Consider the following 15,383-nt stretch of genomic DNA (forward strand, 5'->3'; position numbering starts at 1 on the left):
AAGTGGGTTAGCAAAATGTAACCCACTTTAATTTTTCTTTAAAAAGCAAACTACACTCTTAGCTTAATTTACGCCCTTTTTTTGCTTCAATCGCAAGGCGTAAGCCATTTAAACGGATAAAGCCTTCTGCGTGTTGTTGGTTATAAGAACCTGCATCGTCTTCAAAGGTTGCGATTTTGCTATCAAACAACGATTTTGGCGAATCACGACCCACCACAATCACGTTACCTTTATACAGTTTTAACCGTACCTTACCATCTACGTCTTTTTGGCTTTCATCAATCAATGCTTGTAACATTTTGCGTTCAGGACTCCACCAGTAGCCGTTATAGATAATTTTGGCATAACGTGGCATGAGTTCATCTTTTAAATGGGCGACTTCACGGTCAAGCGTGATAGACTCAATGGCTCGGTGGGCTTTTAGCATAATCGTGCCTGCAGGCGTTTCATAGCAACCACGAGATTTCATACCCACATAGCGGTTTTCCACGATGTCAAGACGACCGATACCGTGTTTTCCGCCCAGTTCGTTCAGTTTTATCATCACTTCGTGTGGTTTCATGGTAACGCCATTGACCGCTACTACATCGCCTGCTTTGTAGGTTAGTTCTACATATTCAGCTTCATCTGGGGCTTGTTCTGGACTGACTGTCCAACGCCACATGGATTCTTCCGCTTCGGTCAAAGGGTCTTCTAGTACGCCACCTTCATACGAAATGTGTAGTAAATTTGCGTCCATTGAATAGGGCGATTTTTTGGTACTGTTTGAAAAATCAATCGGAATATCATGCTCTTTGGCATAATTCATCAAGGTTTCACGGCTGGTTAAATCCCAAATACGCCATGGTGCAATGGTTTTAAGACTGGGGTCTAACGCATCAACACCAAGCTCAAAACGTACTTGGTCATTGCCCTTACCTGTCGCACCGTGCGAAACAGCATCTGCATTGTGTTCACGAGCAATTTCTGCCAAACGTTTGGCAATTAAAGGACGTGCGATGGACGTGCCGAGCAAATATTCGCCTTCATAAATGGCATTGGCACGGAACATGGGAAATACAAAATCACGGGCAAATTCTTCACGCAAATCTTCAATGTGAATATGTTTTACGCCCATGGCTTCAGCCTTAGCACGAGCTGGCTCAACTTCTTCACCTTGACCCAAATCGGCAGTAAAGGTGATAACTTCGGCGTTATAAGTTTCTTGCAACCATTTTAAAATTACTGATGTGTCCAAACCGCCAGAATAGGCAAGAACGATTTTGTTAATCTCTGACATACATTTTCCTGATTACAGTTAAAGGTACGATGATTGTAACCTAAAATGCCAAAAAGTGTAAGCCAAAACCACAAAAAAATGATAAAAATTATGCGTCATTTATTTTTTTGCCTTACCCAACAAAAAAATCCCATTTTCTTATGTTGTTTTTGCCTTAAAACTGGTATGATTACCGTTATTTTGCCAACCAAAAACAAGTAAGACCATTATGAACCAAAAGTTACAAACAATCACCATCACCGCCCCAGACGACTTTCATATCCACTTGCGTGATAATGATGCCCTAAAAACCACCGTACCACACGCATCTGCCAACTTTCGCCGAGTTGTTTGTATGCCAAACCTTGTGCCACCTGTCAAAACCACTGCTGATGCCATGGCTTACCGTGAGCGGATTTTGAGCCACGTTCCCAAAGATAGCATTAGCCAGCAGTTTGAGCCATTAATGGTGCTGTATTTAACCGAAACAACCACCCCACAAGACATTGAAGAAGCGGTTAATTCAGGCACTGTTAAAGCGGTAAAGCTTTACCCTGCAGGAGCGACCACCAACTCTGCTGACGGCGTAACCAATCTAAATAACTGTACGGAAGTATTGGCTAAAATGGAAAGTTTGGGCTTACCGTTATTGCTACATGGCGAAGTTACGCATGACCATGTGGATATTTTTGACCGTGAAAAACGCTTTATTGATGAAGTCTTAACCCAATTAATTTTTAAATTTCCAAAATTAAAAATCGTCTTTGAACATATCACCACCAGCGATGCGGTAGATTTTGTCTTATCACAAAATAAGAATGTCTGTGCTACCATCACGCCCCAACATTTGTTGTTTAATCGCAATCATTTACTGGTTGGTGGGCTAAAACCGCATTTTTACTGTTTGCCTGTATTAAAACGCCAAAGTCATCAAGAAGTTTTGTTAGATGTGGCGACCAGTGGCAATCCAAAATTTTTTGCAGGAACAGATTCTGCCCCACACGCTACCCATAGCAAAGAAAATGCTTGTGGGTGTGCAGGTTGTTACTCCGCTCCCATTGCCTTATCGCTATACGCTCAAGCCTTTGACAATGTGGGAAAATTGGAAAATTTGGAAAGTTTTACCAGTATTCATGGGGCAAAATTTTATGGTTTGCCTGTGAACAGTGATAAAGTTACGTTAGTGCGTGATGCGTGGCAAGTGCCTGATTTTTATGAGTATTTAAGCGATAAAACCTTAACACCACTCATGGCAGGGCAAATGCTAAATTGGAAAGTATTACCGTTTGGGTTTGCGGTTTAACCTGATAAAAATGTAAAATAACAAGTTTTAATAAAAAGAGCTTATATGACTGATAAACTATCCCCAATTTCACAACGTTTTCGCCATTATCTGCCTGTGGTGGTGGACGTAGAGACCGCAGGTTTTAACCCCAAAACCGATGCTTTGCTAGAGATTGCTTGTATTCCAATTCTCATAGATGATAATGGCAAGTTTTATGCAGGCGAAGCGATAAACGCCCATCTTGAACCGTTTGAAGGGGCAAATTTGGAAAAGCGAGCCTTAGAGTTTACAGGTATTCGGGTGGATAGTCCGTTAAGACAAGCGATTGCCGAAGATGAAAAAACCGCCATAAAACGCATTTTTAAACATTTAAAAAACGTTCGTCAAGCGACCCACTGTACCAAATGTATTTTGGTGGGGCATAATGCCCATTTTGATTTGGGCTTTTTAAATGCGATGATTGACCGCACGCATACCAAAAATCAAAACCAATTTCATCAATTTTCGGTATTAGACACAGTAACGTTATCGGCATTGGCATTTGGGCAGACGGTACTAGCAAAGGCATGCCAAGTCGCAGGCGTTGAGTTTAGCGGAAGTGATGCCCATTCAGCTTTATACGATACCCAAAAAACTGCGGAATTGTTTTGTTATATTTTGAACAATTATCCGATGTTGGCGAGTAGTTTTATCGAACAAGATGATGAAAATAATGAAGAAATGGTTGAAAATGAATAATTTTTAGCATGACAATCAAAAAATACCATTCCGACAACATTGCCATTTTTGGTCTGATTATCGGTTGCCTAATTTTTGGGGCAGGCGGTGTCATCGTTGCCGTGTTGCCGATTGGCTCGTATGCGGTAGCTTTTTGGCGATTGCTCGTAGCAGGTGTGATTTTTCTGATTTTAGCCAAAATCTTTCGGCAAAATTTCCCAAAAAACCGCCGAGCCTTACAGTTTGCCTTGATTTCTGGGGCGTTGTTGGGCTTGGATTTAGCCCTTTGGCACGAAAGCATTCACAGCATCGGCGTGGGTATTTCCACCTTGCTTAACAGTTTGCAAATTTTCTTTTTGGCATTAATCGGCTATCTGTGGTTTAACGAAAAACAATCCAAACTGCAAATTTATAGTTTAATCTTGGCGATTTCAGGCGTTGCCTTGATTGGCAGTCCAGAATTTTCTCAAAATAACAAGGCGGTTTGGGGCTTTATTAGCGGAATTTTGTCAGGTGCGATGTTGGCGGGGTCAATGACCTACATTCGTAAATCGCACCAAGCCGAACAAGCCCAATGTCAGCAAGACGTGGCGATTTTTCCCATGATGTTTTTGGTGAGCATGGGCGGTGTATTGGCGTTATTGCTACCGATGTTGTGGTTGGATTTTGGTAAAATTTTGCCGATAACTTGGCAACAGGTTGGCTTGATTTTGGCGTATGGAGCGATTGGGCAATGTTTGGCGTGGGGTTTGATAGCTTATAGCATTCCACGCTTGTCGTTGGCTTTGACAGGCTTGTTATTATTAAGTGAACCTGTGGTTGCTTTGTTGATTGATTATTTTTATTTACAAAAAGAAATTGTGGGTTTGCAATGGTTTGGGGCGTTTTTGACCATGTTTGCGATTTATTTGGGTTCGGTTAAGCGTTAATTTTTTAAAATAAATTTGATATATTGGGAAAAAATGAGTGATACATCGCAAGATAAAAGTCTAAATGACGGCATTAAAGCTATGTCATTAATCCTTCTTAGTTATTTGTCAAGTTTTGCTATATTACTATTTGTTTTTTATCAAAAAAATTAAGTAATATTTTCCAGCCCATTCAAGCATTTACTGTTTAAGTTCATTTTATTATTTGTCATATGTAAAGTTAGCCAAGAATTAAATTCATATTGCTCTAAAAAATTTCATGGTGGCTATTTAAAATATTGGGATTTTTTCAATGATTTTATGCTGTATTTTATACAATCCATAATGTTTGTTATGGTGATAACGCTTTTTATGTAAAAATTAAATTTCCACTGCAAAAATAATAATCAAGGCAAATACCACCAGAGCTACCACGCCAAGACCCAATTTTTTCAAATAATCATCTTCTTCGGCACGGGTTTCTTTCAACATTTCTGCAGTATTAAACGACTGTTGTAACTTTTTGGCTTGCTCATGTCCGTGTTCTGCTGATTGATTGAGCCAATATTTACCCTGTTCGGTATCTAACCCAACTAACTCACCGCTGAAATACAGTTTACTTAACAATTTTTCCGCACGATTGTCGGCTAAAAGGGCTGATTTTTTGAGCCAATCTAGCCCTTGTTCGCTGTTTTTGGCAATGCTCAACGCATCATTACCACGGAGCGACCACAACGCCAAGCGTAACATGGCATCGGCAGTATTGGCATGAGCGAATTTTTGCACAATCGCCAACGCTTTTTGATAATGAGCTTGGGCGGTTGGATTGGCTAAAATCTCAATCGCTTGACGGTAAATCTGCTGATTTTTTGGTGAAATATTCTCTGCCAAATCAATAACTTGCAAATCATTCTCAAGTTCATTAAAGGTGTCTTTACTGATGGTTTTGGTATGTAGCATAGATTTTTTTTGCTTAAGCAGATTTTCATGGATTTTTGGGTTAGCAAGGGCTTCGGCGATTTTTGCTTGGCGTTTGGCTTCTTGTTCCGCTTGTTTTTTTGCCAAACGTTCGGCTTGTTGCTCAGCTTGCTGTTTAGCAGATTTGCGTAGCTGACTTTTGGTTAGTTGCTGGCTTTTTAGTTGATTTTTGACAAGTGGTTGATATTGAATAGTTTTTTCGATTGGTAGCTCGGTTTTTTGTCGTGTTGAGGGTGTATTGTCTGTTGTGATTTGTTGTATTTCACTAATATTTTCTTGTACTTTTTCTAAAACATTAAATTGAGTGCCAAAATTATTTTCAAAATCAGCTGGCAACTCGCTTGAAAAATTTTCAATATTATCAATCGCTTGCTCATTTTCAACCATTTCTGCAACATCATCAAAAAGTTGCATACTGACATGACGAAAATCGCCCAACGCATAGTCACGGTGCGAAATAATGGTTTTTGGTGGTTGAAATAGATGATTGGCAAATGGATGTTTATCGATGTTTGTTTGCCCTATCACCCACAAATCGCTCATTTCTGCCAAATTTGCCGTATCCAAGGTATCCATCAACGGATTATCATCATCAGCAATCGGGGCAAAATCAACGTGGTGAGCGGTTGGCGTGGTCATAAAAAACTCGGTAAAATTTTGGCAAATAAAATAACAGACTTTAAACCGCCTATTTTAGCCCAAATCATGGCGATAGTAAAAAAATTCTGACAAGATGTCGGTTTTGCATAGCATTTTTAGCAAATCTTTGTTAGAATATCGCTTTTATTTTGTTAACAAAGGTAACATCATGGCACGCGTCACTGTAGAAGATTGTCTTACAAATATTCATAACCGTTTTGATTTGATTTTGGTGGCAAGCAAACGTGCCCGTCAAGTGGCTCGTGGCGTTGCTGAACCGATGGTGAGTCCAGAGCATGATAAACCGACGGTTATCGCTTTGCGTGAGATTGCAGAAGGTTTAGTTACTCGTGATATCTTGAACCAACCAGAACGTGAAAATCCAAAATTTGAACGCATGGAACTCAACTTATCAAGCGGTCATGGTTTTTAAACAATTGATAACGTTTGTTTAAAAACACCAAAAAGTCATCATTTTGATGGCTTTTTTTATTTTTTATCTAAATACCAAACATTAATTTTTTGAATAGTAAAAGCATTGACAGCTTGACAAAATTCATGCTTAAATTAGGATATCTATTTTGTGTGATGGCTGGTTTTATTCCAGCCATTTTGCCCTATGTCAACTTAAAAAGAAGTTAACATAGCGTTTTATCTTAGCCACGATTTTACACATGATTTTTCAGGGGAAATCTATGCCAACTAACCAAAATTTTAGCCATCCACTCGTGGATGATTCGGTGGCATCGCTCATGCGAGCGATTAGTTATTTGTCAAATGCCGACCAACAAAAAGTGATGCAAGCCTGCCATTTTGGTGATAAAGCCCATATCAAAGACAAACGCAAGTCAGGCGAGCCATATATCACGCATCCGATTGCAGTGGCGGAGATTTTGGCAGGCTTTCGCTTGGATGTGGATGTGATTATTTCGGCGATTTTGCACGATACGGTGGAAGATACCGACGTAACAGACAGTCAGATTACCGACCAATTTGGCAAAAATGTGGCAAAAATCGTGGATGGCGTTACTAAATTAAAATCCGATAAAAATAAAGATAAAAAAACCACCAAAGCAGGAACATTTCACAAAATTTTTACCGCCACCCTTGAAGACCCAAGGGTTCTGATTGTCAAACTCGCTGACCGTTTGCACAATATGTCCACCATGGATGCGGTTCGCCCTGAAAAACAACGCTCTACCGCCGAAGAGACCCTTGATTTTTATGTGCCATTTGCTCGGCTCATGGGGCTTAATAATATTGCTGATTATATTGAAATTTTGTGTTATCGTAATTTAAATCCGCAGATGTATAATACTTTGTCTGATAAAATGTTACAGCATGGGTTGGGACGGAATTTTCAGATTGAAAACATTCATGCTTACTTAAATGTTGTGTTAAATAAATTAAACATTCTTGGTCAAATAAAAGAGATTGATAACAAAGTGGTGCTGTATCGCCAGTTTTTTAACAACCGTGGTGATATGAGTAGTTTATTACGCCAATATGCGTTTATGATGGTGCTAAATAGCGTGGAAGATTGTGATAAAATTGCCAATTATCTAATTAAAAAATATCAAATTCCAAGCGAAAATATTGCGGATAATATCCGAAAACCGCTCGCAGGGGGTAATCAATCATTAACGTTAACCTATCAGCGTGATTTTGACAGTATTGAAGTGGTGATTTTGACTGAGCGGATGTTACAGGCATCACGGCTTGGCGTACTCATGAGCGACAGTGCTTCGGCGGTGAGCCGTTCGGTAGTACAAGCATCATTACGCAATTTGCAAGGCTTGCTCGTGGATAAAGACAATCTTGCAGATGATGCCTTAGACACAGTCAATAAGCTCATGGATTATCTGCATGAACGCAAAATCGTCTGCTATACCCCAAATGGCGACGCTCACGAACTCCCCCGTGGAGCAACTGCCTTGGACTTCGCCTATGCGGTAAGTACAGGGCTTGGTAATACTGCCACAGGGGCAAATATTAACAACGAAAAAGCAAAACTCGGTAGCGTACTAAAATCAGGGCAATATGTGGAAATTGAAGCTGACCCAACTGCCGAACCCAAAGCTGAATGGCTGGGTTTTGTCGCAACCAACAAAGCCCGCCGTGCCTTACGCCAATGGTTAAAAGGTTTAACGCCTGAGCAACGCCAACAACACGGACACGATGCCTTTGCCCGTGCCTTAAAAAATCAAGGTCGCAACATTGATGAATTAGATAATGATGAATGGCAACAACTGCTAGATTGGCGTGGTGTCAAAGAAAAAAGTGAATTATATCAACAAATTACCACAGGTGTGCTATTACCACAAATTATGGTTTCACGCCTATTTAGCCAACAACAACTTGCCGAAACACAAGCAATTGCCCACAACGCTCAGCAACCGCAAAGCCTAATTGCCGATGCAGTCGGCGTTGAGATTGATTTTTCTAGCTGTTGTCATCCGATTTATGGCGACCGTATTGTTGGACACTTATCCAAAAATGGCTTGGTCGTGCATCGTCACAAATGCTTTTCTATTGATGAAATCCGCCGTGAAAATCCATATCAGGTTATCCCCCTACACTGGCGACAATTTGAAAAAGATACCAATGAACACCGATTCTTCTTTGATGCCGTGCTAAAAATTTCCGTACCATTGAGCGATGAACAAACCAGCCAAGTAATTTTTGAAGTGCGTGAAGCCAATGCAGGTGTGGAGACCATAAAAAACTTCCATGCTCATAGCCTATTATTTTTAGTCATTGAAAATCGTGAACAATTATCGGATATTATCCATCGTTTACGCAATGCACTCGGTTATCCCAATATTCAACGCCTATATCAATGGTCAGAAGAGTTTTAAATATTAAAAACCCTATCATAGAAATCAGAAAAGTTGGCTAAAGATTTTAACATAAACAAATATTTAACCAACTTTATTTTAATTAGAACCTGTATTCATAACGTTTTTGCGATGAAAAATGAGACAAATCGCTAGCTTTTCAAGGAAAAAATGTAGGTTGATAGTTATTCTATTAAGCAAATTTTTGATGCTTAAAAAGCAAGATTTAGCCATTTTTCATGCAAAAGCAAACTTTTATTGATTATTTGCACAACAAATTTTAATTGCGTAATGTTGTGAATACAGGTTCTTAGTTTTTCGTAATAAATTTCTTTATTTCTCTTACACGATTGTATTTGATTTATGTTTTCCTGTATAATAAATGATAATCATTAGCATTTTTATTTTTATTTTTATTTTTATAATTTTTACAGGAAATAAATAGATGACACACTATCTCCAAACTACCCTTGCTATCAGTCTGATGAGCTTAATGTTAACTGCCTGTAGCAATAGTTCATCAACTTCATCTAAAAATTCAGACAATACCGCTCCCACACTAACCCTGCCAACCTTGGTTACCAGTACCAATCAATCAATTTTTAGCCTCGCTGGTAAAGTTACGGATAATCAAAGTACGTCAAATGTTGCGGTCATTATCAAAAATTTAACCACAGGCAAACAAACCCAAACTGTCGCAGATGCCGAAGGTAACTTTCTTTTGAATACAGAGCTGGCAACTGGTGAAAATCATCTGCAAATCATAGTTTCAGACAAAGCGGGCAATCAATCAACTGACTCACTTAAAATCACGCTTGATAACACCACACCAACTTTGACATTAAGCACAAAAATCGCCGATGAAGTCAGCCGTACCAGTCAAATTGTGTTAAAGGGCACAGCGATTGATAACTTACCACAAACGTTAAAAATTACTATTACCAAGGCGGATAACACAACTCAAAGTCTTGATGTATCTGCAACTGGCGAGTTTGAAATTCCTGTGGATTTGAATGCAGGGGAAAATCAATTTATCATTTCGGTCAGCGATAGTGCTGGCAATACCAACAAACAAGATGGCAAGGTGTATTTTGGTCATACGCTGACGGCAGGTGGTTCGCACACAGGGGCGATTGTGAATGGTAAGGTGTATGCATGGGGACGGAATAACCTTGGGCAAATTGGCATGGGCAAAACCACCACCCTTGCCAAAAATACTGACCACCCAATTACACCCTATCTAGTAACTCAAGTACCTAGCGATGTGGTTTCAGTATCGTTTAATCAAAACCATTCGTCGGTTTTGACAAAAGACGGTAAGGTTTACACTTGGGGAAGTGATAGCAATGGTGAGTTGGGTCGTGGGGATACTGAGCGTGAGATTTGTACTGGAAAAGTAGCAAATTGCCGTTTGAACATGGGTGAGGTCGAAGGTTTAAGCGATGTGGTGGCGATTAGCAGTGGGTATGCCCATCGTTTAGCTTTGACAAAAGCAGGTGAAGTTTGGGCATTTGGTAGTAATTCACAAGGGCAACTTGGGCTAGATGTGAGTGTAACAAATAGCAGTACACCCGTTAAAGTCAAGTTTGATAATGCAAATATCGGTAAAGTCATCCAAGTGATTGCTAGTTCTGATTCATCATATGTGCTTGATGATAAAGGACAAGTTTGGGCATGGGGTTCAAATGAATACGGCAATCTTGGCAATGAAAAAATCTGTGATGAATACGATAAAACTTTAACACCAAATTGTTTGGCAAATGTTAGCACGCCAACGCTTGTTCCATTTACAAGTGATGTGAAAATTGCTGAACTTGCAGTAGGTCGAGACCATGTTTTAGCAATGACAGATACGGGGCAAGTGTATGGTTGGGGCTTAAATTTTAGTAGTCAAGTTGGTTATCATGGCGAGGATGTGATTAATACAGCAAGTGCGTGGGCAGAAAATATTGGTACGCCAACATTATTACCTTGGTCTAGTGAAAAACCTGCTAAACACATTTATGCCAATGGCAATACTAGTTATGTCATGCTTGCAGATAATAAGGTTTATCCTTGGGGGACATTTGGTGAAACAGGTGCAGACGGCAAAACTACCTATGTGGATTTAAGTGAACCAACGGATAAATTAACTCATTTAACCGAAGTGACTGATATGGCAGTTGGGGCGTTACACCAGTTGGCAAGACGTAAAGATGGTGGTATTTGGAGTTGGGGCTGGAGTTTTGAAGGGTCGCTTGGCGGTGGTGCAACAGTTACGAATATTTGGATGTATAACACACCTGTAAAAGTGGTTATGACACCATAATTAACAAAGGTTGGTTTTAGCTTTATGCTAAACAATTTATAATGATTTAAAAGATATTAGCCAATGAAAAAACTCTCAGCCAATTATCGATTACTTAGCCTAGCTGTCTGCACAGCGTTACTGACAGCTTGCAGTAGCAATTCATCAGTTCAAAATACCAATACAAATAATGGCAGTACTCCTGCATCAACCCCTGCCAGTACACCTAGCCCCATGCCAACTGCTAGAGTTTGGGAACCTAGCGGTGGTAACGCAACCGTATCTTATAATGAAAGCCGTCCATTTTTAACACTTATTCCCAACCTTGATATCAACCAAATCAGTGGTGTTTCGCAAGGTCGTGAATTATTTGTTACCAACTGGACAGAAGCAGGTACAGGGAGAGCCTTATTTGACGGTGTTGGTCCTTTATTTAATGCCATTTCTTGCACCAGTTGCCACGCCAATAATGGACGCGTTACACCCTATAACGCAGACGGTACAACCACTGACGGCGTTCTTTTTCGTTTGGGCGACAAGCAGGGCAATCAACACGCCATTTGGGGTGGACAATTACAACCAAATGTAATCATCAATAATATTGGGTTATTGGCGGAAGGTTCAGTCAAAGTAGTGGGAAAAACCGACAACGAAAATCAAGCTTTTTGGCAATTTAACTTTACCCCATCTGACAGCAATCAAAATCTTGGCGATATCAATCTGGGTGCAAGAATTGCGCCACAGCTATTAGGAATGGGATTACTTGACTTGGTAACCAATGAAGCGATTTTGGCAAATGCCGACCCAAATGATAGCAATAAAGACGGCATTTCTGGTCGAGTGCATTGGGTCAATGAAGATGGTCAAAATCGCATTGGTAAATTTGGTTGGAAAGCTATTAACACCAGTCTTCGCACCCAAAATGCTACTGCCATGAGCCAAGATATGGGATTGACCACACCCATACATCTTGATAGCAGCTGTACGCCAAATCAACCACTTTGTCATACTTTACCAGTCGGTGGTTCACCAGAAATTTCTGATGAAAGCTTAACCGCTATGGTAGACTTTATGACAGCGTTATCCGTACCTGCTCGCCGTATTAACAACCAAATAAATTTTGATAAAGGTGCCGACTTATTTGAACAAGTTGGTTGCAATCAATGCCACACACCAACGCTAAAAACAGGAACAAGCTACAAATTTAGCGAATTATCCAACCAAACGATTTATGCTTACACAGATTTGCTGTTGCATGATATGGGAACAGGCTTGGACGATGGTGTCAAAGAAATCAACGCCGAAAGCTACGAATGGCGTACACCACCACTTTGGGGAATTGGGATTGTTGCCAAACAACCAAACGCCAGATTTTTACATGACGGACGAGCCAAAACAATTGAAGAAGCAATTTTATGGCATGGTGGTGAAGCGGAAAATACTCGCCAAAAATTCAAAAATTTATCCAATACGGATAAGCAAAATCTATTAGAATTTGTGAATGGTATTTAACCAAATACTTATGCTAAAATAGCCAATCTTATCAATTTACTAAGGAAAAAACATGACCCGTCAAATCATTCACACCAATAACGCCCCAAAAGCGGTTGGCACTTATTCTCAAGCGGTAAAAGTCGGACAAACCGTCTATATTTCTGGACAAATCGGACTAAATCCGACAACCATGCAACTGGCGGACGGCTTTGAAGCCCAAGCCAATCAAGTGCTTGACAACATTGAAGCGATTTGCCAAGCGTCAGGCGGTACGCTGGCTGATGTGGTAAAATACAATGTGTCACTCACGGATTTGGCAGATTTTAATGCGTTAAATGAGATTTTTGTTGAGCGTTTGCCACAGCCCTACCCTGCACGGGCGGCGGTGCAAGTTTCGGCACTACCAAAAGGTGCGGTGGTTGAAATTGAAGCGATTTTGTTTGTTGAGTAATGTTGCCCAATGAATTGTTAAAAAATATAAATAATTTATCAAAATCCACTTATATTTGTTTGACATGATTGCATTGGTATGCCTGAATATATGGGTGAGTATGGCAATATGACAATTGAGTATATTTCACATTATCAACGTTTTAATGAGAAAATTATGGTTGTCAATACAACCTTTTACTCACCTTTTACACTATCAGTCTACATAATTTAAAAGTTTAAAAAAAACTGACGAATTTTTACATTTGAACGTCTTTATTTTAACACGATTGAGTTTATCATTTCGCTGATATTTGGCTCAATTTCGTTGGCTTTATCTACAGGATAAACCGTGTAAAATTCCACGACATTATCGTTTTTGATTTGGATAAAACGCTGATAATACATATCTTTAATATATTGACCTTTAACCTTGTAACTATTTTCGGTTTGCTGTTCATCAAGAACATCTGACATACCATTTTGAAAGTGATAGGCATCGTCTAAAATCGTTTTGGCTTTATCATCTGTTGATAACTTTTTACCAAAGACCACAACGCCAATCGTTTCTTCTTTCTGGCTTGGTTGATTGGCAATGGTTAATTTATCAGCTGTCTTTTCTATGACAGGAAATTTTTCAAAATCATTGGGAATGGTTACACAAAACTTTGTGGTTTCGCTACAAAACTCCTGAGCAAATCCTGTTGTAGAAATCAATAAACAACTTAATAAAAACCAGTTTTTCATCATTACACCTTTTTGAAACTTAAATATTTTAACCAACAAAAGTAAACTTTTGTCCTATTTCTTTGCCAATCAAATCCGCGAGTTGTTCGGCAATTTTTTCTTTGCTATTTTTTTCTAGCTTAACTGATTGTTGTTTATTTTTAAAAAATACCGTCATCGCATTATCATCACTACCAAAACCAATATCACTGCGAGATACATCATTACACGCAATCATATCCAAATTTTTACTGACTAATTTGCCTTTGGCGTATTGTTCAACGTCTTGGGTTTCGGCAGCAAACCCAACCGTAAAAATTTGTGGATTTTTATGGGAAATCGTTGCCAAAATGTCAGGATTTTTAACCAATTCTAAGGTTAAATTCTCCACTGTTTTTTTGATTTTTTGCGGTGCTTGTTCTTTAATGCGATAATCAGCAACCGCTGCGGTGGCAATAAAAATATGCACAGGATTGGCTTTGTCATTGGCTAATGCTTGACAAATATTGAGCATTTGTTCAGCAGATTTGATATTGACACGTTCCACGTTAAACGGCGTTGGCAAGTTGACATTACCTGCGATAAGGGTAACCTTTGCTCCCAGCTCTTCACAGGCTTTGGCGATTGCAAAACCCATTTTGCCTGTGGAATGGTTGGACAAATATCGTACAGGGTCAATCGCTTCCAATGTTGCCCCTGCGGTGATGACGATATGTTTGCCGTTAAGCCGTTGTTTTTTGTGTTGTTTGGCAATAAAATTTTGCAAAAATGCCAATAATTGTTCAGGCTCTGGCAATCGCCCTTCACCCACATCGCCACAGGCTTGTTCGCCAGTTTCAGGCGGAATGATGATATAATCCAAATCGGCTAGGGTTTGTAAATTCAGTTGTACGGCTGGGTGGGCGTACATTTGTTGATTCATCGCAGGGGCGATAAGTATAGGTGCGGTTGTGGCAAGGCAAACGGTGGTTAATAAATCGTCTGCCATACCCATAGACAGCCGAGCCAATGTGTTGGCAGATGCAGGGGCGATAACCATATAATCCGCCCATTTTGCAAGCTCAATATGCCCCATACCAAGCTCTGCCGTTTCGTCAAGCAGTTCAGTATGCACGGCATTGCCTGTTAAGGCTTGAAAGGTTAAAGGTGTGATAAAGGCTTGGGCATTTTTGGTCATAATGACACGCACGTTAAAACCTTGTTTTACCAACAAGCGAGCGAAAAAGGCGGATTTGTAGGCAGAAATTCCGCCTGTAATGGCTAGGATAATGTTTTTCATAATCAATATTCATGTTCAAAAAATGTGCTTATCATAACAATTTTTTTTGATATTTGATATCAAAAAATTTAGGTTTTTAGGTTAAAACCATTTAACTACAAATTATTTTATGGTGATTTTTATACTCAAAATCCATTAGAATTTGTATACCATTATCATTACATTCAAGCTATTTTTGGCAATATTTACTAGGGCGTGTTGAACATTTAAAAGTATATACAAAAGAAAAGCGAGATAGTAAACTTTAGGCTCTGACCCAAAAAGTGTAGTGGTCAAGTTTAATTAGACAGCTTTTAAGAGATTTTGGTTAAAAAACTGATTTTCTTTCTCAACAGGTGTTAAATAATCATTAAAGCTATGTGGTCTAACTTGACAGTAATAACCTAAAATATAACTCGCTACATCGACTCTTGCTTGAGATAAATCGTCATAGCCTTTCTTGGGCATCCATTCTGTTTTAAAGCTCCTAAAGAACCGCTCGGTTGGAGCATTATCCCAACAATTACCACGTCTGCTCATACTATGCTTCATGCCTTTACACTGGGC

Annotated in this window: 13 protein-coding genes; 8 read left to right on the forward strand and 5 right to left on the reverse strand. The window is 39.5% G+C overall.

What is annotated here, in order from left to right:
- Positions 1–58: 58 nt before the first annotated feature.
- Positions 59–1,279 carry an argininosuccinate synthase gene (locus tag A3G3_RS0112690; protein ID WP_019520901.1) on the reverse strand — a complete coding sequence of 407 codons (1,221 nt, stop codon included), beginning with the start codon at positions 1,277–1,279 and terminating at the stop codon, positions 59–61.
- Positions 1,280–1,487: 208 nt separating this feature from the next.
- On the opposite strand from A3G3_RS0112690, the gene pyrC reads away from it, so the two are divergent.
- Genes pyrC through A3G3_RS0112710 form a run of 3 tightly spaced genes read left to right on the forward strand, consistent with a single transcriptional unit; the run spans position 1,488 to position 4,189 of the window.
- Entirely contained in the window at positions 1,488–2,561 is a 1,074-nt protein-coding gene (gene pyrC, locus A3G3_RS0112700) for a dihydroorotase (RefSeq protein ID WP_019520903.1), read from the forward strand.
- A gap of 45 nt (positions 2,562–2,606) precedes the next feature.
- Complete coding sequence (rnt, locus tag A3G3_RS0112705) at positions 2,607–3,281, forward strand: ribonuclease T (protein ID WP_019520904.1); 675 nt, start codon at positions 2,607–2,609, stop codon at positions 3,279–3,281.
- Between the two features lie 8 nt (positions 3,282–3,289).
- Positions 3,290–4,189, forward strand: coding sequence for a DMT family transporter (locus A3G3_RS0112710; protein ID WP_019520905.1), 900 nt, complete (start codon positions 3,290–3,292; stop codon positions 4,187–4,189).
- A 360-nt stretch (positions 4,190–4,549) separates the two neighbouring features.
- Here A3G3_RS0112710 and A3G3_RS0112715 read toward each other — a convergent pair whose 3' ends face one another.
- The gene (locus A3G3_RS0112715) at positions 4,550–5,785 is read right to left on the reverse strand and encodes a tetratricopeptide repeat protein (protein ID WP_019520906.1); all 1,236 of its coding nucleotides are present in this window, start codon (positions 5,783–5,785) and stop codon (positions 4,550–4,552) included.
- 169 nt (positions 5,786–5,954) lie between these two features.
- Between A3G3_RS0112715 and rpoZ the strand changes: the two genes are divergently transcribed.
- The 5 genes from rpoZ to A3G3_RS0112740 all read left to right on the forward strand — a co-directional run bounded on the left by rpoZ (position 5,955) and on the right by A3G3_RS0112740 (position 12,854).
- Positions 5,955–6,218: a DNA-directed RNA polymerase subunit omega gene (rpoZ, locus tag A3G3_RS0112720; protein WP_026213055.1), complete on the forward strand. Its 264-nt coding sequence runs from the start codon at positions 5,955–5,957 to the stop codon at positions 6,216–6,218.
- A gap of 262 nt (positions 6,219–6,480) precedes the next feature.
- Positions 6,481–8,643 carry a RelA/SpoT family protein gene (locus tag A3G3_RS0112725; RefSeq protein WP_019520908.1) on the forward strand — a complete coding sequence of 721 codons (2,163 nt, stop codon included), beginning with the start codon at positions 6,481–6,483 and terminating at the stop codon, positions 8,641–8,643.
- 424 nt (positions 8,644–9,067) lie between these two features.
- Positions 9,068–10,930, forward strand: coding sequence for an RCC1 domain-containing protein (locus A3G3_RS0112730; protein WP_019520909.1), 1,863 nt, complete (start codon positions 9,068–9,070; stop codon positions 10,928–10,930).
- A 63-nt stretch (positions 10,931–10,993) separates the two neighbouring features.
- A complete protein-coding gene (locus A3G3_RS13840) occupies positions 10,994–12,421 on the forward strand; it encodes a di-heme oxidoredictase family protein (RefSeq protein WP_019520910.1) in 1,428 nt (475 codons plus the stop codon).
- Between the two features lie 52 nt (positions 12,422–12,473).
- Entirely contained in the window at positions 12,474–12,854 is a 381-nt protein-coding gene (locus A3G3_RS0112740) for a RidA family protein (RefSeq protein ID WP_019520911.1), read from the forward strand.
- A 254-nt stretch (positions 12,855–13,108) separates the two neighbouring features.
- Here the strand turns inward: A3G3_RS0112740 and A3G3_RS0112745 are convergent, their stop codons facing one another.
- From A3G3_RS0112745 to A3G3_RS0112755, 3 genes are all read right to left on the reverse strand, one after another.
- Positions 13,109–13,579, reverse strand: coding sequence for a hypothetical protein (locus A3G3_RS0112745; RefSeq protein ID WP_019520912.1), 471 nt, complete (start codon positions 13,577–13,579; stop codon positions 13,109–13,111).
- 28 nt (positions 13,580–13,607) lie between these two features.
- Positions 13,608–14,837, reverse strand: a complete 1,230-nt coding sequence (gene coaBC / locus A3G3_RS0112750; protein ID WP_019520913.1) for a bifunctional phosphopantothenoylcysteine decarboxylase/phosphopantothenate--cysteine ligase CoaBC — start codon at positions 14,835–14,837, stop codon at positions 13,608–13,610.
- 282 nt (positions 14,838–15,119) lie between these two features.
- The coding region (locus A3G3_RS0112755; RefSeq protein WP_019520914.1) for an integrase core domain-containing protein at positions 15,120–15,383 on the reverse strand (264 nt) is incomplete at its 5' end.

Source organism: Moraxella boevrei DSM 14165 (assembly GCF_000379845.1).
GTDB classification, from domain to species: Bacteria; Pseudomonadota; Gammaproteobacteria; order Pseudomonadales; family Moraxellaceae; genus Faucicola; species Faucicola boevrei.

What these genes read in the sequence shown, in the direction of transcription:
- A3G3_RS0112715 (WP_019520906.1), bottom strand. Translation starts at nt 5,785, where the DNA reads ATGACCACGCCAACCGCTCACCACGTTGATTTTGCCCCGATTGCTGAT.
- A3G3_RS0112745 (WP_019520912.1), bottom strand. Translation starts at nt 13,579, where the DNA reads ATGAAAAACTGGTTTTTATTAAGTTGTTTATTGATTTCTACAACAGGA.
- rnt (WP_019520904.1), top strand. Translation starts at nt 2,607, where the DNA reads ATGACTGATAAACTATCCCCAATTTCACAACGTTTTCGCCATTATCTG.
- A3G3_RS0112690 (WP_019520901.1), bottom strand. Translation starts at nt 1,279, where the DNA reads ATGTCAGAGATTAACAAAATCGTTCTTGCCTATTCTGGCGGTTTGGAC.
- rpoZ (WP_026213055.1), top strand. Translation starts at nt 5,955, where the DNA reads ATGGCACGCGTCACTGTAGAAGATTGTCTTACAAATATTCATAACCGT.
- A3G3_RS0112730 (WP_019520909.1), top strand. Translation starts at nt 9,068, where the DNA reads ATGACACACTATCTCCAAACTACCCTTGCTATCAGTCTGATGAGCTTA.
- coaBC (WP_019520913.1), bottom strand. Translation starts at nt 14,837, where the DNA reads ATGAAAAACATTATCCTAGCCATTACAGGCGGAATTTCTGCCTACAAA.
- A3G3_RS13840 (WP_019520910.1), top strand. Translation starts at nt 10,994, where the DNA reads ATGAAAAAACTCTCAGCCAATTATCGATTACTTAGCCTAGCTGTCTGC.
- A3G3_RS0112725 (WP_019520908.1), top strand. Translation starts at nt 6,481, where the DNA reads ATGCCAACTAACCAAAATTTTAGCCATCCACTCGTGGATGATTCGGTG.
- A3G3_RS0112740 (WP_019520911.1), top strand. Translation starts at nt 12,474, where the DNA reads ATGACCCGTCAAATCATTCACACCAATAACGCCCCAAAAGCGGTTGGC.
- pyrC (WP_019520903.1), top strand. Translation starts at nt 1,488, where the DNA reads ATGAACCAAAAGTTACAAACAATCACCATCACCGCCCCAGACGACTTT.
- A3G3_RS0112710 (WP_019520905.1), top strand. Translation starts at nt 3,290, where the DNA reads ATGACAATCAAAAAATACCATTCCGACAACATTGCCATTTTTGGTCTG.